18 protein-coding genes and 1 rRNA gene are annotated in these 18,176 nt (G+C 36.9%); 11 read left to right on the top strand and 8 right to left on the bottom strand.

Translation table 11 applies throughout. From position 1 onward, the window contains the following. The first annotated feature begins 197 nt into the window (after positions 1–197). A 5S ribosomal RNA gene (gene rrf / locus H4J52_RS07200) occupies positions 198–312 on the top strand. A 1,413-nt stretch (positions 313–1,725) separates the two neighbouring features. On the opposite strand, the gene H4J52_RS07205 is transcribed toward rrf, so the two are convergent. Continuing rightward, positions 1,726–1,965 carry a hypothetical protein gene (locus tag H4J52_RS07205; protein ID WP_182224429.1) on the bottom strand — a complete coding sequence of 80 codons (240 nt, stop codon included), beginning with the start codon at positions 1,963–1,965 and terminating at the stop codon, positions 1,726–1,728. A gap of 1,543 nt (positions 1,966–3,508) precedes the next feature. Between H4J52_RS07205 and epmA the strand changes: the two genes are divergently transcribed. Continuing rightward, on the top strand, positions 3,509–4,468 hold the full coding sequence (gene epmA / locus H4J52_RS07210; RefSeq protein ID WP_182177631.1) for an elongation factor P--(R)-beta-lysine ligase: 960 nt from the start codon (positions 3,509–3,511) through the stop codon (positions 4,466–4,468). 80 nt (positions 4,469–4,548) lie between these two features. After that, positions 4,549–4,932, top strand: a complete 384-nt coding sequence (locus H4J52_RS07215; protein WP_182177630.1) for a MerC domain-containing protein — start codon at positions 4,549–4,551, stop codon at positions 4,930–4,932. 19 nt (positions 4,933–4,951) lie between these two features. Here H4J52_RS07215 and glnG read toward each other — a convergent pair whose 3' ends face one another. The 4 genes from glnG to glnA all read right to left on the bottom strand — a co-directional run bounded on the left by glnG (position 4,952) and on the right by glnA (position 9,559). Further along, complete coding sequence (gene glnG, locus H4J52_RS07220; protein WP_182177628.1) at positions 4,952–6,358, bottom strand: nitrogen regulation protein NR(I); 1,407 nt, start codon at positions 6,356–6,358, stop codon at positions 4,952–4,954. Continuing rightward, the gene (gene glnL, locus H4J52_RS07225; protein ID WP_182177626.1) at positions 6,348–7,442 is read right to left on the bottom strand and encodes a nitrogen regulation protein NR(II); all 1,095 of its coding nucleotides are present in this window, start codon (positions 7,440–7,442) and stop codon (positions 6,348–6,350) included. Before glnL ends, glnG begins: the two co-directional genes overlap by 11 nt. 75 nt (positions 7,443–7,517) lie before the next feature. Further along, positions 7,518–8,039, bottom strand: coding sequence for a DUF4124 domain-containing protein (locus tag H4J52_RS07230; protein WP_259367834.1), 522 nt, complete (start codon positions 8,037–8,039; stop codon positions 7,518–7,520). A gap of 113 nt (positions 8,040–8,152) precedes the next feature. Further along, positions 8,153–9,559 (bottom strand): glutamate--ammonia ligase, encoded by a 1,407-nt coding sequence (gene glnA, locus H4J52_RS07235; RefSeq protein WP_182177624.1) that lies wholly within the window; start codon positions 9,557–9,559, stop codon positions 8,153–8,155. 342 nt (positions 9,560–9,901) lie between these two features. Between glnA and typA the strand changes: the two genes are divergently transcribed. From typA to H4J52_RS07250, 3 genes are all read left to right on the top strand, one after another. Then, the gene (gene typA, locus H4J52_RS07240; protein WP_182177622.1) at positions 9,902–11,716 is read left to right on the top strand and encodes a translational GTPase TypA; all 1,815 of its coding nucleotides are present in this window, start codon (positions 9,902–9,904) and stop codon (positions 11,714–11,716) included. 311 nt (positions 11,717–12,027) lie between these two features. Beyond that, complete coding sequence (locus H4J52_RS07245) at positions 12,028–12,210, top strand: hypothetical protein (protein ID WP_182177620.1); 183 nt, start codon at positions 12,028–12,030, stop codon at positions 12,208–12,210. Between the two features lie 51 nt (positions 12,211–12,261). After that, positions 12,262–12,447 carry a hypothetical protein gene (locus H4J52_RS07250; RefSeq protein ID WP_182177618.1) on the top strand — a complete coding sequence of 62 codons (186 nt, stop codon included), beginning with the start codon at positions 12,262–12,264 and terminating at the stop codon, positions 12,445–12,447. A 121-nt stretch (positions 12,448–12,568) separates the two neighbouring features. On the opposite strand, the gene H4J52_RS07255 is transcribed toward H4J52_RS07250, so the two are convergent. Continuing rightward, positions 12,569–13,210, bottom strand: a complete 642-nt coding sequence (locus H4J52_RS07255) for a DUF2959 domain-containing protein (RefSeq protein WP_404851973.1) — start codon at positions 13,208–13,210, stop codon at positions 12,569–12,571. A gap of 8 nt (positions 13,211–13,218) precedes the next feature. Further along, positions 13,219–13,452 (bottom strand): hypothetical protein, encoded by a 234-nt coding sequence (locus H4J52_RS07260; protein ID WP_182177614.1) that lies wholly within the window; start codon positions 13,450–13,452, stop codon positions 13,219–13,221. A gap of 100 nt (positions 13,453–13,552) precedes the next feature. Between H4J52_RS07260 and H4J52_RS07265 the strand changes: the two genes are divergently transcribed. The 3 genes from H4J52_RS07265 (at position 13,553) to dtd (ending at position 15,953) form a co-directional block, all read left to right on the top strand. Continuing rightward, entirely contained in the window at positions 13,553–14,410 is an 858-nt protein-coding gene (locus tag H4J52_RS07265; RefSeq protein ID WP_182177612.1) for a virulence factor BrkB family protein, read from the top strand. Positions 14,411–14,550: 140 nt separating this feature from the next. Continuing rightward, positions 14,551–15,519, top strand: a complete 969-nt coding sequence (gene pip / locus H4J52_RS07270; RefSeq protein WP_182177610.1) for a prolyl aminopeptidase — start codon at positions 14,551–14,553, stop codon at positions 15,517–15,519. Continuing rightward, complete coding sequence (dtd, locus tag H4J52_RS07275; protein ID WP_182224431.1) at positions 15,516–15,953, top strand: D-aminoacyl-tRNA deacylase; 438 nt, start codon at positions 15,516–15,518, stop codon at positions 15,951–15,953. Before pip ends, dtd begins: the two co-directional genes overlap by 4 nt. Positions 15,954–15,964: 11 nt before the next feature. Here the strand turns inward: dtd and H4J52_RS07280 are convergent, their stop codons facing one another. Next, positions 15,965–16,717 (bottom strand): spermidine synthase, encoded by a 753-nt coding sequence (locus tag H4J52_RS07280; RefSeq protein ID WP_182224432.1) that lies wholly within the window; start codon positions 16,715–16,717, stop codon positions 15,965–15,967. A gap of 48 nt (positions 16,718–16,765) precedes the next feature. Between H4J52_RS07280 and H4J52_RS07285 the strand changes: the two genes are divergently transcribed. Next, a complete protein-coding gene (locus H4J52_RS07285) occupies positions 16,766–17,656 on the top strand; it encodes a bifunctional GNAT family N-acetyltransferase/hotdog fold thioesterase (protein ID WP_182177605.1) in 891 nt (296 codons plus the stop codon). A gap of 19 nt (positions 17,657–17,675) precedes the next feature. Further along, complete coding sequence (locus H4J52_RS07290; RefSeq protein WP_182177603.1) at positions 17,676–18,176, top strand: nuclear transport factor 2 family protein; 501 nt, start codon at positions 17,676–17,678, stop codon at positions 18,174–18,176.

Raw genomic sequence — 18,176 nt, forward strand, 5'->3', positions numbered from 1 at the left:
TCCCATTCCGAACTCAGAAGTGAAACGCAGTAGCGCCGATGGTAGTGTGGGAGTTCCCATGTGAGAGTAGGACATTGCTAGGCGCCTATTAAGAGAAGCCCGATTCGAAAGAGTCGGGCTTTTTGTTCCAAGGTTCTAATTTACTTTATATTTTTATAAGTATAAATTAAATTATATCTTTGATATTAAAATTTTTGTCTAGCGACAATAGCAACATGGTACCACCTGATCCCATTCCGAACTCAGAAGTGAAACGTGTTAGCGCCGATGGTAGTGTGGGAGTTCCCATGTGAGAGTAGGACATTGCTAGGCGCCTATTTATAAAACCCGTTACTAGCGTAACGGGTTTTTTGCTTTCTGCGTTCAAAAAATATAAGAGCCGTAGACAGCATGCATTAATAACAAAATTATTGTGATCTATGTTCGACATGCTGATGTGAGCGTTGGGCATTCTCCGCTTCCCATTACGGGGGAAAAATCTCTAGCATCAGTGCCGGCTAATTGCATTTACCTAAGCAAACCAATTACATTTAACTGTGCCACGATATTTCGGCCTTACTAAGGCTGTTACCTCTGGATAAATTGATAACTGCTAATGCACACTTTTGCCAAATTTACAGTAATTAGCAAGAATAAATCATGGGAGTATTTTTCAGTCGTTTTGTGCCATTAGAAGATTAGATCAATAAAAAGATTAACCGTTCATCCTGTGACAGAAGTGATAACAGGTTTGATATGAAAGAATGTTGGCTCATCGCATTAAGCTTTTCAGTTGATCACACCAACTAAGTGACAAAACAGTAGCTATTGATAATTACTGGCAATTGGATTTGGTATATAAAATAGAAAGGGTTACCTAGAATATCTCGATAACTTTTAAAACTTTTAGTACACACCGTTAGTCCAGATTTGTATTAACTAATTTACTATCACCTTCTTTCTAATAAAGTTAGATAACATAGGGTATTGTGGGTAAAATTCAGGAATCTTTAAAAGTAATAAATTTATAATGGTGAATGGGGATCATTCATAGTGGATATGATAAACACATTCGTAACAGATTAGTTTATTGAATAAACTTGGGTAATGTAATCTAAATAATACTAATTTTTATCATTATATTGAGGCGCTGTTAATGACAACGTTCGACGGCTAAACAGCCATTCAGCTTTTTATATCGTTACTTCCACTTTATGCACTCACTTAATGTTAGCTTTGAAGAAAGAAAAGCTACCTGTGTTAATTGTTCTAAGCTCTTTATTTACCACTTTGCTGACTGTAAAAAAATTCTGAGATTAGTGCTAAAAACTAAACTGATTGGGAAATTGGTTTAACAATCATTTATGCTACTTTTCGGAAATACATATAAGGGGCTCTAAACTAGGGCATATAAGCGGATGTTAATTAGTGGGAACCTTACGTTAATTATTTGCTCATTAGAAATTTTTCCCAACGTACAGGAATAAAAAATCCTAGACGCTAGCAGGCTTTTTTGTAGGCTATATTTACGATTTATTACGGCGTGACAATAAAAGACCAGCAAGCCCTAGCCCTAATATAACAAGCGTGGTCTGTTCTGTCACAGGGCACAGTGTCCTATATTATTTCAAGTGTTACGTAGCCATTACCACGGTGTCCAGTGCCTCCAATAGGGTAAATTCACTGGGTTGTAAAGCGACATTAGTGCTAAAAAGCCGCCACCACTATAACCGCCACCAAATCTGGCTATCCCATTCTGATAATAGTTAGTGCCCCTGCAAGCTCATTGAGGAAGGACTGTCCACAGCTACCCCCGTTCGTGAGGAAACCACCACCACCGGCAGTGTTCCTCTGTGGAGATTCGTTTTTTCTACAGTTGGCATATTCACCACCATTGCCATTTACTCTGCCAATACTGGGGTCATTATCCCTAAAACACCAATTCCCTGAATCACCGTAGGTGCCTAAATTTGCATCTTGACCCAATCCACTAGAGCTGTAGTTACCTCCACCTCCGCTGATAACTAAAGGATCAAAAGTGGTGCCTGAATTTAAAGGAACAAAACGGCCACCACCACCACCGGATTAATTACCATCGGCCCACTCTTATTACCGTTTATACCTTTGCCACCAAAAGCAATGAAGAGCATCTGCCCTGCAGTTAGGAGTAGACAGCCGTCTTTAACTGCGCGAGCTCCCCCTTGTGTTAAGCTTTAATAATCCCCGCTTGCTCCTGGCGAGAATATCTCGCAGATACTTGTTGTATACTGAATAACCTGTCCTTTGTAATCTAAGGGAATTAGTGCTGCTATTGCTGATTGGTTACTAAGAGTGAGTGCGATGCCAGCGCGCATGGAGCTTAAAAATTTAGATTTTATTGATATTCCTTTTTTATTCTTCAACAATACTGTTATTCGAACGGAAATGTTAAAAAGCAAAACGTCATCACTTTATGATATCCAGCCAAGGGGGAAACACATGCCAACACATTAATATAGCTAAACTTCAATGACATATAAAATCGCTAATAAAAGTCAGTTAGAAGTGTAAAATAACCTGACATTAAAGACGTTTTTTATTTTTCATTGGCTATGCTCCATGAAGCCTCTTGTAGTCAGTTCGTTAGCTGATTTTCGGTTTGACAGCCATGATGCACCCCCTGATTTCATCACTAAAACCTAAATCGTCTACGCTAACCGATTAGCAAGATAAGAAGATTTGTCAATACAGTAAAATAAAGATCAAACACTACATTTGATTAACCAACTGGAACCGCTTTTAATGGTGAAATCTTAATACCTTCACTGTCACACTAACTTGATTAAAGGTTACAGCAATGAACTAGGTAAGAAGTGTTATCGCTGTAACCATTATGAAAAAATTTTCGTTACTATATAAGTTTAGCAATATGACCTTTAGCTGACGACAAAAATCTGACACTATCAAATAATTAGTTCCACTTTGGAACAACGGGAACTTAATTTCTGAATAGTAAACCTAACGTTATTCAGTGGTAACAGTAAATGTTACTAGGGGCAGTGTTAGATGATAATAACTGGTAGTTCTGATGCAACTGGGTGGCACAACAGATGTCATTGTCCAAGAGTGCTCTTTGTAAACCTTGGTAACGTGACATGCGTATATCCCTACATGTCATAAACCCGTTATTAACGTAACGTTTTTTTGTTTTTGGCATTTGATACAAAGCATTTATAAATATTTTCTAACTATAAAGGAGTAGCGCCTACGATAGTGGATTTATATTTAACATACCTATCTCGGTGGAGGACATTCAACGTACCAATTGAATATACGCTTAGCAGATGTTTGCGGTTTGTTACTCCCTGATTATTAAGAACGTTGAGCGTAAATCGTTAACAAATATACGGTAGCGTTGAAGAGTTCTTCCCATCCTTTTCAATATTTCGCTTTAGATATTTTTTATAGTTATCTGTCTACTTCTCAGATGATTAGCTTTTCGTATATACTCTATAGAATTATAATTTTTTATTCTAAGTAGTTTACGTAAATGAAGTGGGAAGTAGCTAAGTCTAGAGGGAATGTTATTAATGAGATCAGAGATTTTTTTAAATATAAAAATGTTATTGAAGTTGAAACGCCATCACTCTCTATGGGAACAGTAACAGACCCTTACCTTGAGGCCTTTAGTACCGAATACAACTATCTGAATAACAGCGATATAAATCAATCTCAACAGCTATATTTACAAACCTCTCCAGAATTTCATATGAAACGACTACTTGCCTCAGGTTATGGCTGTATCTTCCAAATCTGTAAAGCATTTCGTCATGAGGATTCAGGGCGTCATCACAATCCTGAGTTCACTTTATTAGAATGGTATCGTTTAGGTTTTGATCAACACGACTTAATTAAAGAAGTAGATGAGTTACTGACTACCGTCTTAAAATGTTCACAATCTGAAAAAATATCTTATCAAGAATTATTTATTAAATTTGTGAGTGTGGACCCATTAACAGCAAGTTTTACTGAGTTGTATAATGTCATTAAGTTATATGATAAAGCTGATGATTGGTTATATGATTCGAATGATTGCGACTTATTATTGCAATTTATTTTCTCAGAAATAATTGAAGTAAATATTGGCAAGATTAGCCCGTGTTTTGTCTACAACTTCCCAATAGCGCAAGCTTCATTAGCTAAGCAATGCACTGAAGATATGCGTGTCGCACAGCGATTTGAATGTTACTTTAAAGGTATTGAGTTAGCGAATGGCTTTAATGAATTAACTGATGCGGATACTCAAGTTGAAAGGTTTGAACAGGACAATCAAAAACGTAAACGCTTAGGGCTAACCATTAAAGAGATAGATAAAAACTTTGTTGATGCACTGCAATATGGTTTACCTCAATGTGCAGGTGTAGCGCTGGGTATTGATCGTCTGATGATGATAGCCCTAGATAAAAGCGCTATTGATCAAATTATTTCATTTCCAATCGATCACGCTTAAAAATTTTTGTGATACTATATCAATTGTGATACTATCCGCTTTTAAATCTACTCACTATTTGAATCCAAGGGAAGTATACAGTGCTTGATCGAATTGGAATAACCGCAACTTCGCTTTGTGCTCTTCATTGTATTCTATTGCCCATTTTACTACCTGCACTCCCTTTATTAGGATTAAGCTTTTTAGCTGATCATGCATGGGAACATATTTTTTTAATGATGACAGCTATACTAGGTACTGTAGCGTTATTTTCGGGCTTTAAAAAGTACCATAGAAAAATTTATCCTTTCTACTTGTTATTCTTAGGCGTTGGTATTTATTGGATAAAACATGACTTTTCTGAAGATATTCAACCTTATTTTATTGTGTTGGGTGCTAGTCTTATTGTTGCAGCTCATTTAATTAATTTGAAATTATGTAACAGTTGCAAACGTTGTATAAATGAAGCATGTGAAAGCACCTAACGGTACTTTCACCTATCTTTTACATATTAAGTTCTTTTAATTTCCTTGTTAACGTGTTTCTCCCCCATCCTAACTTTTTAGCAGCTTCTTGCTTCCTTCCTTGAGTAAAATGGAGTGCTCGCTCCAACAATATTCTCTCAAATTCTGGTAACGCACACTCTATAATATTACTGTTACCCTTTACTAATTCTTCGTCAACCCATTTTTGTAAAGCAACCGGCCAAGATGAAACCTCGCTGGCGTTGTTAGATAGTGCTTTTTTTTCTGTGAGCTCGCTAGGAAGGTCATCTAATAAAATTTCTTTACCACTCGCCATGACTGTCAAATAACGACAAATATTCTCAAGTTGCCGAACATTTCCAGGCCACGGGCATTGCTGTAAATAGTTAAGGGTTGATTTTTGTAATGTCTTTTGTTCGACTTCTAATTCTTTTGCGGCTAAGTGTAGAAAATGATTAATCAGCTGTTCAATATCTTCTTTTCGTTCACGCAAACTAGGTAATTGTATTCTTATAACATTTAAACGGTGAAACAAATCTTCGCGGAAATCTCCGTTACTCACTTGAACTTCCAGGTTTTGGTGCGTTGCTGCAATTATTCTTACATCAACTTGAATCGGTGAGTGACCACCGACCCGATAAAATTGGCCATCAGCTAAAACACGTAATAAGCGGGTTTGGATATCTAATGGCATATCGCCTATTTCATCTAAAAATAATGTGCCTTTATGTGCTTGTTCAAAACGACCTTGACGCACCGCATTTGCGCCAGTAAATGCGCCTTTTTCATGACCAAATAATTCAGATTCGATTAAGTCTTTTGGTATTGCAGCCATATTTAAAGGAATAAATGGAGCATCTGAACGCGGACTGTGAATATGAAGAGCATGAGCAACTAATTCTTTCCCTGTGCCTGACTCGCCATTAATTAGTACGCTTATACTCGAACGTGATAATCGTCCAATGGCTCGAAATACCTCTTGCATAGCGGGTGCTGCCCCAATTATGCCCACTGGATCAGGTACGGCTATCGAGTGCTTACGTTTAGCTGTTTGCTCTCGAGCATATGTTAACGCTCGTCTTGTAAGTGAAATGGCTTCGTCGGTATCGAATGGTTTTGGTAGATATTCAAAAGCTCCCCCTTGATACGCATTTACAGCACTGTCTAGATCTGAATGAGCAGTCATTATTATTACTGGGAGATTAGGGAATTGTTCACTAATACGACTTAGTAGCGTCATACCGTCGATATTAGGCATTCTTATATCAGAAATAATAACTTCAGGTTGCTGATGTTCAAGTGCAACAAGTAAATCTTCTGGTTTTTCAAAAGAAGCGACTGAAATACTTGCTCCGGATAAAGCTTTTTCTAATACCCAGCGAATAGAGCTGTCATCGTCTACTATCCAAACTTGCTCAACATTCATTATAATTCTCTTCTTGTAAAGGTAGTAAAATTAGGAACTCGGTATGACCAGGTCGGCTATAACAGGAAAGCTTTCCCTTATGTTGCTGCACTAATGTTTGTGAAATAGATAAACCTAATCCGGTACCATTATCTCGTGCAGAAACCATAGGGTAAAACAAAGTGTCTTGAATTTTTTTTGGAATTCCGGGACCATTATCAATAATACTAATTTGAACACATAGTTTTATGCGACGGCCATTGATGGTTTTATTACTTGCGGCTCTTGTTTTTAATGTTATGTTGCAATGTTCATCAATAATTTGAACGGCGTTATTAACAATATTTAAAACAGCCTGCTGTAATTTATCTTGGTCAAAACTTATCTCAGGAATTGAAGGGTCGTAATCCCGAATAATTTTAATATTTCTAGGGTTATTAAAATTAATTAACTTATAAACTTTTTCCAAAACAATATGAATATTTTGCTCTGCCATCTGAGGTAATTGATTGGGTCCTAAGAGCTTATCCACTAAATTAGTTAAGCGGTCAGCTTGTTCAATAATTATCTCAGTATATTCTTGTTGTTCTTTCGTCAGTTCTTTACTTAATAATTGAGCTGCACCGCGAAGACCACCCAGTGGATTCTTAATTTCATGAGCAAGTCCTCGTATCAAATCTCTAGAAGACTCCCACTGCTGGTGCTGAAAGGCTTCTATGCTCATTTTTTTTTGTTGGTCAATTTGTTTGAATTCTAAAATGATATGAGGCTGTTTGCTAAATTCAACAGAGGAAGCTGTAATTTCTACGGTAATACGGCTGTGATCAAAAAATTCAATAGTGACATCACTATCACTAAATTCTTGTCCAGAAGTGAGAAGCTGTTCTAAACGCTCTTTTTTAATGGGGGTATTATAGAAGACCGTGGTAATTGGTAAGTTGTATAGCTTGTTGAAACTCTTAATTAAGAGGGCTTCAGCTGCAGGATTAGCATATTGGATCGCCAACTTACTGTCCAGCACAACGAGTGCCGTTACCATCTGGTTTGGCAGTTTTTGTTGATAATGAAGTTTTAATTGTTGATCTTTAGTGCTGATACTGGACATACAAACCTTTTGCACTCATTTAGTGCGAAAAATATCAATGTAATTATATTTGGTGCAAGTTGCACTAAATACTAATCAATTAGCGTTATTTACTGATGCTCTATGCATATAAAACGTTATAGATTTAGATAATGCAATTACCTTGCCTTTTTCATTAAGTAATTGCATTTTTATGATATGTTCACCACGGTCGATATTTCGCAGTACAAACATAGAGTGGGACTGGGGAGGGCCATAAGGACTGTCGTCCAAATATAATTGAATATTTAAGCCTTGTTTAAATATAGGTTTAATACTTCCCGCTATATATACTGAGCCAGTGTTGTCCCTAATAGTTGCCTTTTGTTTAGGTTGCTCTATTTCAACTTGATAGTCATTTTTTATAACTTTTGGCGTTAAATCAAGCATTGAGGTATCAACAGAAGAGCCTATATTAGGTTCGCTAATTTCAACTTCTTCAGCGCCAGGTATAGGGCTATCAGAAAAAACTAAAACACCATCATCACTTCTCCAAACATAAATTTTTGTTGACGCTGCAAAGACATGACTACTGAGTAATGTGATGATTAAGATTAATAGCAACAATGAATAGCGCAAAAAGTTAGCTCAATTTAAAAATGTCTCTCTTAAACTTATATAAATAATGGCCCTTTTGCCACAAAAAAGCTCACCGAAGTGAGCTTTTTTATTATTTAATCACTTAATGTAGGTTACACACTGTAATACAATTCAAACTCTAATGGATGAGTTGTCATGTTTACACGTTGTGATTCACCACGTTTAATCGCAATGTAGGCATCAATCATGTCTTTATCCATAACACCACCCGCCGTTAAGAACTCATAATCGGCTTCTAAACTTTGTAATGCATCTTCAAGCGATGTTGCTACTTGTGGGATAGCTGCTGCCTCTTCTGCAGGTAAGTCGTATAAATCTTTATCCATCGCATCACCAGGATGAATTTTGTTTTTAATACCATCAAGGCCAGCCATTAGTAATGCAGTGAAAGCTAAATAAGGGTTTGCTGCTGGATCAGGGAAGCGAGCTTCAATACGCATTGCTTTTGGTGATGGAACAATTGGAATACGAATCGATGCAGAACGGTTACGTGCTGAATATGCAAGCATTACTGGCGCTTCAAAATGTGGCACTAAACGTTTGTAAGAGTTAGTTGCTGGGTTAGTAAAAGCATTCAATGCTTTAGCATGCTTGATAATGCCGCCAATATAATAAAGTGCCATCTCAGATAAACCACCGTATTTATCGCCTGCGAATAAGTTTACACCATCTTTCGCGAGAGATTGATGAACGTGCATACCTGAACCGTTATCACCTACTAAAGGCTTTGGCATAAAAGTCGCTGTTTTACCATAAGCATGTGCAACGTTATGTACTACATATTTATAAATTTGAACTTCATCAGCTTTTTTTACTAACGTATTGAAACGACATGCAATTTCGTTTTGACCAGCCGTTGCTACTTCATGGTGATGTGCTTCGACAACTAAGCCCATTTCTTCCATAACTAAACACATGGCTGAACGTATATCTTGTGAGGAATCTACTGGGGATGTTGGAAAGTAACCACCTTTAACGCCTGGACGGTGACCCATATTGCCTTCTTCGTATTCAGTACCTGAATTCCAAGCCGCTTCTTTATCATCAATTTTATAAAAAGAACCACTCATATCAGTACTAAAACGCACATCATCAAATAAGAAGAACTCTGGCTCAGGTCCAATTAATACCGTATCAGCAATACCTGTACTACGTAAATACTCTTCAGCGCGTTTAGCGACTGAACGAGGGTCACGGCTGTAACCTTGCATTGTGCTTGGCTCTAATATGTCACAACGAATATTTAATGTTACTGCATCTGTAAAAGGGTCTAGAATTGCTGACTCAGCGTCAGGCATCATCACCATGTCAGATTCATTAATACCCTTCCAACCTTCAATAGATGAACCATCAAACATTTTGCCGTCTTCGAAGAAATCTTCATTTACTTGGTGGTGAGGAATTGAAACGTGTTGCTCTTTACCTTTTGAATCAGTAAAACGTAGGTCAACAAATTTAACGTCGTTGTCTTTGATTAAATCTAATACGGCTTGTGACATGTAAAGTCTCCAGTGTCTTTAAAATAAAATACGTTTGCACATTGCATGATTGGCATAAAGCGAAATTCATGCCAACAGAAAAAGTCATTGTATATAAGGTGTTAAGCTATCTAACTATAACGCCATGCACCATTAGCGTGCATCCATTGCTTCAAGGTGGTGCGTTTGCTGGCTTTTGGTGCTTAAGAGTATAACAGGGCGTAACAATTAGTGTATGGAGATTTTAATAAGCATTGAAATATTTGTTGCTGTCTTTGTTGAATTCATTACTGTATAATTCGCGCCCAATTATAGCCCTATATTCTTTTGATGAAAAAGTCTTGCAAGAAGTGAGTAAAACCCGTGTTAGATAAATTACGTAATGTTGCCATCATAGCCCACGTTGATCATGGTAAAACAACTTTGGTTGATAAATTATTAGAACAATCAGGTACCCTTGATGCCCGCGGCGGTCTTGAAGAGCGTACGATGGATTCGAATGATATCGAAAAAGAACGTGGTATCACAATCTTAGCTAAAAATACGGCTATTAACTGGAACGGTTACCGTGTAAACATCGTAGATACTCCTGGCCATGCTGATTTTGGTGGTGAAGTTGAGCGTGTTATGTCAATGGTAGATTCGGTGTTACTTATTGTTGATGCACAAGAAGGCCCTATGCCACAAACGCGTTTCGTAACGAAAAAAGCGTTTGCTCAAGGTTTAAAGCCAATTCTTGTTATCAATAAAGTTGATAAGCCTGGCTCTCGCCCTGATTGGGTTATGGACCAAGTTTTTGAATTGTTTGACAACCTTGGCGCTACTGATGAACAGCTTGACTTTAAAGTTGTTTACGCTTCAGCAATAAATGGTTGGGCTTCGCTCGAAGAGGGCGTAACCGGCACTGACATGACTCCTTTATTTGATACTATTCTTAAAGAAGTGCCACAGCCAGAAGCGGATCCAGATGGTCCATTTCAAATGCAAATCTCTCAACTTGATTACAGTTCTTACTTAGGCGTAATCGGTGTTGGTCGTATTACTCGTGGTTCTGTTAAACCAAACCAACAAGTGACAATTAAATTAGCAACTGGCAAGGTTCATAACGCTAAAGTTGGTAAAGTATTTGGTTACTTAGGTTTAGAGCGTCTTGATATTGCTGAAGGTTTTGCTGGCGATATTATTGCCATTACGGGTCTAGGCGAGTTAAAAATATCAGATACAGTTTGTTGCCCTACAGAAGTTGAAGGCTTACCAGCGTTATCTGTTGATGAACCTACTATCAATATGACTTTCCAAGTAAACACTTCACCATTTTGTGGTAAAGAAGGTAAGTTTGTTACTTCACGTAACATCAAAGACCGTTTAGACAAAGAATTAATTCACAACGTTGCTTTACGTGTTGAGCAACTTCCTGATGCTGATAAATTTAAAGTTTCAGGTCGTGGTGAGCTTCACTTAGGCATTTTAATTGAAAACATGCGTCGTGAAGGCTTTGAGTTAGCGGTATCACGCCCTGAAGTTATTATTCGTGAAATTGACGGCCAAATACAAGAACCTTACGAAAACGTAACCATTGATGTTGAAGAACAACATCAAGGACCTATTATGGAAAGAATGGGTGTTCGTAAAGCTGAATTAACAGATATGGCACCTGATGGAACGGGTCGTATTCGTATGGACTTCATCATGCCAAGTCGTGGTTTGATCGGTTTCCAAACTGAATTTATGACATTAACGTCAGGTTCTGGCTTAATCTATCATACATTTTTTGAATACGGACCTCATAAGGGTGGCGATATTGGCCAGCGTAAAAATGGTGTAATGATCGGTAATGCAACGGGTAAAGCATTAACGAATGCAATATTCAACTTGCAATCACGTGGTCGTATGTTGATCGGACACGGAGTTGATATTTATGAAGGTCAAGTTATTGGTATTCATAGTCGTGACAATGATTTAACCGTAAACGCTCTTAAAGGTAAGCAGTTAACTAACGTTCGTTCATCAGGTACTGATGAAGCACAAACGTTAACACCACCTATCGTTATGTCACTTGAGCAAGCACTTGAATTTATTGATAACGATGAGCTAGTAGAAGTAACACCATTAAGCATTCGTATTCGTAAAAAGCTTTTAAAAGAGAATGAACGTAAGCGTGATACTCGTCCTAAATAAACCTCTTATGTAGACGGTTGATAAAAACCAGCTTCGGCTGGTTTTTTTGTCAGTAAATTTTAGTAAGCTTAAACGTCATATGCTGTAAGAGATGTCTTAAGCTTACATAGGAAATAGCATAAGTAACTGCAGGTGAAGTTTGTTTTTGTTCACTAACTTATTGTTTTTAAATTAAAAATAATTTTAGAGGTAAGTGGTTGAAAGTTATATAGCCAACGTCATCCATTATATTTTACTGGTGAATATCTGTTTTACTGTTACGCTTATTTTATAAATCTAATTTCTAAAATATGAGTGCAGGGAGAAAACTTATGATGGAGCAAAAAAAATTAATACAGTTAAATGATTTATTTGAAAAAGTAGTTTCTGATAGCGCTAGCCTTATAGAGCGCAGAGAGTTAAATATTCTTTATCAAGAATACATCGACGATGGCAGAGAAATAGGACTACCAATGAAAGCACCCAGTCAATATCAACATGCCACTGCTTCATAACTAAAAGCACTGTTTATTTTTACTTATTAACACGAGAAAAGGAATTCTAAGATGTCTGCAGAGCAACTAAAAATGTTACAACACTTGAGTGAACTTTTTGAACAAGGTATTGCTGGACCCACTCAAATAAAAGAGCTCTCTAGTTTACTTGCTTCCATCAATCAAAACCAAGAGCAAGATGATATATTGTCTCATTCAGTTTTGAACCACTCTAGAGCGAATGTCAAAACGCTTTAATTGACCTTGCCTAGGGAAAGAACAGTAACAAAAAATAATATTGATGGTAACTTAACTCGCTAAGTTACCATCTGACATCATTTAGTGATGAAGGTACCGTTAATTCAGCGGCTTAATTTAATTAAGTCGCCTTAAGTGATTTTATGAATGTTTGCGATTTGTTAATTGAACTATTCATATCATTAATCAATCGCTCAACATCTTGCTTAATTAATTTATATTCGGTTTTTAATTCACCAATAGCTCGAGCATTCAGATTATGTTTTAAATAAAGCATATTGTCTTTAAGTGCATTAAGAATAGGCTGCATTCTTCTTTCTGCATTCCGCATTGATTTAATGACTGATGCATAGCGACCTTGGGTTTCTTTATAGCGAGATTGGCTTTGTCGTTTTAGTGATTGATTGGTGAATTGATCTAATTCATCATGCCATTCATTAAATAAAGCTTCCGCAACATCCTCAATAGCATTAATGCGTGCTGTAACATCGTCAGCGGCAACTTTACTTATTTGATAACGGTCATTACTTATTTCATATTGCTGCTGTAGCTCGCCACCATCAAAATTTACTAATGCAGAAAATTGATCTAACGCGTTTTTAAATTCTTTTTTTGCTTCCTTTTGCGAGCCTGTCGCGCTTTCAATACGATCAATTAATATATCACGTTTATGTTTCCCTACTTTCTCCATTGCTGAATAGTAGGCTGACTGACAGCCTACTATTGAAAGCAAAAGAAAAAATAACGATACGTTTATCGTCATACCTCTCATTAACTCCTACCTCGGTAGCGTGCAGCATCAATAATTGCCCAAAAATGAAAAGTAATGCCAGGAATCGCCATAAAAAATAATATTCCTGTCGCTGCTAATGTGTAGTTAACCCAAGTTAACAAGAAAAACAGGATTGCTGCGAGGATCCTCCCTTGAACTAATTGACCTAAACCCGCAATAAAAAAACTACATATTGCTGCTAAAACATTACCACCTGAACCTTGATTAGACATGATCACTCCTAAGTTAAATTTGATTAGTATTATTATCACTATCACTTGCTTAGTAATTATCATAATATATTGTTCATCATAAGATAATAATTAATTTGTAATGAACTGGATTAAAACGATTAAAAGCAACCGCCAAAATCAGGCTATTTGGCATTTTATATTGTTTTTTCTAAAGAGAATATCAAAAGAGCAGGTGCATATTACCGCCGGCTATTTATCTTACGTTACCTTAATGTCACTCGTACCATTAATTGTTGTGATGTTGTCAGTCATGACAGCCTTTCCTATTTTCACTGAGATAAAAGGCATCATTGAAAACTTTGTCTATCAAAATTTCATGCCTGCTGCAGGTGACGTTGTTAAAGAGCATATTACGGGTTTTGTGACTAATGCATCAGAAATGTCAGCTATTGCTATTACTTTTTTATTTTTATTCGCGCTGTTATTGATTTCAGCTATTGATACGAGCCTCAATAAAATTTGGCGAGTAACAGCAAAAAGGCGTATTGTTACTGCTTTTTCTATGTATTGGATGGTTCTGACATTAGGCCCTGTTTTAATGGGAAGCAGTATCGCGGCAACCTCATATATCGTTTCATTAATATCGATAGGAACTTATGATATTTTTGGCCTTACTAATATTGCCTTAAGAGCCTTACCCGTTTTTGCTTCAATCGGTGCATTTCTTATTTTATATATCGTTGTTCCTAATAAAGTCGTCCCTATTAAACACGCTTTATTAGGGGCAACTTTAGCCGCACTTTTATTTGAAGTCGCCAAAAAAGGTTTTGCTTTTTATATAACGCAACTACCTTCTTATGAACGTATTTACGGCGCTTTAGCGGGTATTCCCATTCTTTTTTTATGGGTTTACTTATCTTGGCTAGTTGTTCTTATTGGCGCCTTATTTACCGTTTCATTAGAGAATTTTAATCCAGAAGAACACGATCAAAGTTAAAATATTCATTACTTTATTAGCAAGTTATCACCAAGAATAGCACCCGCAAACTAAATTTATTTATACTTAACTCAAACTGACAGTTTTACTATTTTGCGCCATAATCATATTTATGGCGCAAAAAAATATTGAGTAAATAAATGTCACGGTCTTTATATCCTAAATTATCCACGTATGCACAAGAGTTTCTTTCTGTTAGCGAACAGCATGAAATATATCTTGAGCAATCAGGTAATCCAACAGGAATTCCAGTGTTATACCTTCACGGTGGCCCTGGTAGCGGTACAAGTAAGAACCACCGCCGTTATTTTGATCCTGAACAATATCGTATCATTTTATTTGATCAACGTGGTTGTGGTCGCTCAAAGCCTTCTCCGTCGATAAAAGACAATACGACAGCACATTTGGTTAATGATATTGAAGTGATTCGCAAGCATCTAAATATTGAAAAGTGGCTAGTGTGTGGGGGCTCATGGGGTACAACACTAGCACTGAATTATGGTATAGAGCATTCAGAAAAGGTTTTAGGTTTTATCTTAAGAGGCATATTTCTTGCCACTGAAACTGAATATCAATGGCTTTATGGGTCGTACGGAGCACAAAGTTTCTTTCCAGAATACTATCAAGAATTTGTTGATCATTTACCGGGTGAATTACAAAAGTTCCCACTTGCAGGTTATCACCAAGTCTTACACTCAAGTAATGAGGTCGCAGTAATTTCTGCCAGCAAAGCCTGGGCATTATGGGAATTAAGGCTATCAACAATCGAGCATCACCACATTGGTATGGCGCAGGTCGAAGATGCACATCAAGCATTATGTATGGCAAAGATTTCGAGTCATTATTTTACTCAACATTGTTTTATTAAAGAAAATTATATTCTTGAAAATATTGTTAAGCTAACGGCAATACCTGCAATTATTCTTCATGGTCGTTATGATATGGTTTGTCAGCTTCATCATGCCTATTTACTAACTAAGCATTGGGATAACGCCCAATTACAAATTTTACCCGCTGCGGGCCATAGTGGTTTTGAGCGACAAACTATTGATGCTTTTTGTCGGGCAAGCGATACTATGGCAAATTTTCTAGCTGAACAACCAATATGATCGCAGTTATCCAACGAGTTTCACAAGCAAGTGTTACTGTTAATCAAAAAATAATAGGGGAAATCGAGCACGGTATTTTAGTTTTTCTTGCGATCGAATCAGACGATAATGAAGCTAAAGCGAAGCGGTTGGCAGAACGTGTCGCTGGCTACCGTATCTTTGAAGATAATGCGGGAAAGATGAATCTTAATGTCGGCCAAATCAATGGTAAAATATTAGTTGTTTCACAATTTACACTAGCAGCAGATACGCGTTCAGGAATGCGGCCAAGCTTAACTAATGCAGCGAAACCAGAAATCAGCATCCCATTATATCAATACTTTTGTCTACAATTACGGGAACAAGGTTTTGTTGTACCTACCGGCGAATTTGGTGCTGATATGAAAGTGGCTTTAGTTAATGATGGCCCCGTTACATTTACATTAACGTGCTAATTTAAGGTTAACTACTGCATACCGTGTCGCCAATATTTGCGCCAACGGTTAAAGGTTCTAGTAGGTAAAATGGTGGTGTCCATTAAAAAACCTTCAGGTTGATTCACCATATTTTTGGGTAATAAATGAATAATAACATTCAAGTAATGCGGTATGTGAAAGTAAACTAACTGTTTATTTGGAGCGAGTACTTTTAATTCCGAAAGAAAATAGTTAATCTCTTCGTTTGATGGACTCGGTAAGTTAAGTGATAAGACTGCTTGCTCTCCTACTTTTTTCAATATGTTTTTAGTTAAGATTAATGAATCATTAATCGATTGATTTTTTTGGTAAATATCACAAATGAACCAATCAGGTTTTATTTTTTTATGATAATGAAGCCAATCGAGCGCAGAACAATGATGTAAATGAACGTTTGCTGTCTGTGGATTAAAAAAACGTTCGAAACATTCAATAACTTCTTGAGAATATTCAATAGTATCTAAAGTTAGATCAGGAGAATGATGTAATAAAAATCGTGCTAAATTACCACCGCCTAGACCAAATTCAACCACGCGTTTAGGGCGAAAAAAAAGTAAAGGTGATAATAAGCTGATTTGATGAGGAAAGGTAAGTTGTGAAGGGTTTCGCTTGAGCATCATACTTTGAACGACATTGTCGAAAGCTAACCAACGATAATGCTGATTTTCACTGACTGAAATCGCATCATTATTTTGCGTAAAGTAACTCAAGTGACCTTGTTGGATATGTTTGACTAATTTCATAATAGCGTATAAACGAATTTTTTTAATTATTATAGGTAAGCATAGCGAATGTTTGAGTGTCGATCACCCATAAGCCAGCAAGAGTTTGAGCAATACTACCATCTACGCTGGAAAATATTGCGTAAACCATTACAGCAAGAAAAAGGGAGTGAAAGAGACGAACTCGAAACGCAGGCGGTTCATCGAGCTATCTTTAACAGTGATGGTAACATTATAGCGGTGGCTCGCCTTCATTTTAGTGGAATGTTGCAAGGACAAATTCGCTATATGGCGGTTGCTGATGACTTTCAGGGCAAGGGGTTAGGCAAGCAATTAGTCATCGCCCTCGAGCAGTTTGCGATAAGCCTAGGTATAAAGAAACTCTCATTAAAAGCACGTGAACAAGCTATTAATTTCTATGAAAAACTTTCTTATCAAAATATTAGCTTTTCACATTTATTGTTCAATAACGTTAAACATTTCAATATGGAAAAAAAGCTTCAGACACATTATTTACATAACAATAGCTTATCGATAGCCCTGCAAGATATTTGGTCTAACACTATTCCGATGAGCAAGGCTATGGGGGTGACCATTGGCTATTATGATCAACAAAAATTAGTTACTACTTGTGATGAAGCATTTAATAAAAATTTACATAACACTATGTTTGCAGGCAGTATTTACACCCTTGCGACATTAACAGGGTGGGGCTGGGTTCATTTATTGATTCAACAGCACAACCTTAAGGGCAATATAGTGTTAGCGGATGCAAAAATTCGATATCATAGCCCAGTAGCAGGAGTTGCCTTTGCTAAGACAGGCGAGGTGCACACCACGGGTTGTGTTGATGATTTACTCAGCCAAGATAAAATAAAATTATCTGTAGAGGTGGAAGTCTTTAGTGGTGAAAATGTTGCGGCAACCTTTAACGGTTTATATTTTGTATTGTCGAAATAACGACACTTTAGGGGTTGGAATGATAATTAAAAAAATAGGATTTATGTTAAGTCTTTACTTCTTTAGTTTAACTTTATTTGCAAATAACGACATTAACAAAGTGCTTGATACTTTCCATCAAGCGGCAGCAAGTGCTAACCAAAAACTCTATTTAAGCCTACTTGATGAGCAAGCTATTTTTTTAGGAACTGATGGTGAAGAACGCTGGACCAAAAAACAATTTATTGACTTCGTAACCCCCTATTTTAGTCAAGGGCGAGGCTGGCTATATAAGCCGCGTCAAAGAAATATCACACTCATTCAAACGGATATAAAAGACGAAAGACTGGCTTTTTTTGATGAGTTACTCGACAGTAAAAATTACGGTGAATGCCGAGGTTCTGGTGTGCTTCGACTAACGCCACAGGGGTGGAGAATTTTACAGTATAATCTTTCTATACCTGTTCCAAACGCTATTTCTGATGACGTTGTACATAAAATTAAGCAGCATCATCAACAACAAACCTCGCAAAAAAATTAA

This window comes from Colwellia sp. MB02u-14, from assembly GCF_014076915.1.
GTDB lineage: Bacteria > Pseudomonadota > Gammaproteobacteria > Enterobacterales > Alteromonadaceae > Colwellia_A.

Bases quoted from the DNA above. Each gene is read 5' to 3' on its own strand.
- epmA (WP_182177631.1), top strand. From the start codon at position 3,509: ATGAAGTGGGAAGTAGCTAAGTCTAGAGGGAATGTTATTAATGAGATC.
- glnG (WP_182177628.1), bottom strand. From the start codon at position 6,358: ATGAATGTTGAGCAAGTTTGGATAGTAGACGATGACAGCTCTATTCGC.
- glnL (WP_182177626.1), bottom strand. From the start codon at position 7,442: ATGTCCAGTATCAGCACTAAAGATCAACAATTAAAACTTCATTATCAA.
- glnA (WP_182177624.1), bottom strand. From the start codon at position 9,559: ATGTCACAAGCCGTATTAGATTTAATCAAAGACAACGACGTTAAATTT.
- H4J52_RS07245 (WP_182177620.1), top strand. From the start codon at position 12,028: ATGATGGAGCAAAAAAAATTAATACAGTTAAATGATTTATTTGAAAAA.
- H4J52_RS07250 (WP_182177618.1), top strand. From the start codon at position 12,262: ATGTCTGCAGAGCAACTAAAAATGTTACAACACTTGAGTGAACTTTTT.
- H4J52_RS07255 (WP_404851973.1), bottom strand. From the start codon at position 13,210: ATGACGATAAACGTATCGTTATTTTTTCTTTTGCTTTCAATAGTAGGC.
- H4J52_RS07260 (WP_182177614.1), bottom strand. From the start codon at position 13,452: ATGTCTAATCAAGGTTCAGGTGGTAATGTTTTAGCAGCAATATGTAGT.
- H4J52_RS07265 (WP_182177612.1), top strand. From the start codon at position 13,553: ATGAACTGGATTAAAACGATTAAAAGCAACCGCCAAAATCAGGCTATT.
- pip (WP_182177610.1), top strand. From the start codon at position 14,551: ATGTCACGGTCTTTATATCCTAAATTATCCACGTATGCACAAGAGTTT.
- dtd (WP_182224431.1), top strand. From the start codon at position 15,516: ATGATCGCAGTTATCCAACGAGTTTCACAAGCAAGTGTTACTGTTAAT.
- H4J52_RS07280 (WP_182224432.1), bottom strand. From the start codon at position 16,717: ATGAAATTAGTCAAACATATCCAACAAGGTCACTTGAGTTACTTTACG.
- H4J52_RS07285 (WP_182177605.1), top strand. From the start codon at position 16,766: ATGTTTGAGTGTCGATCACCCATAAGCCAGCAAGAGTTTGAGCAATAC.
- H4J52_RS07290 (WP_182177603.1), top strand. From the start codon at position 17,676: ATGATAATTAAAAAAATAGGATTTATGTTAAGTCTTTACTTCTTTAGT.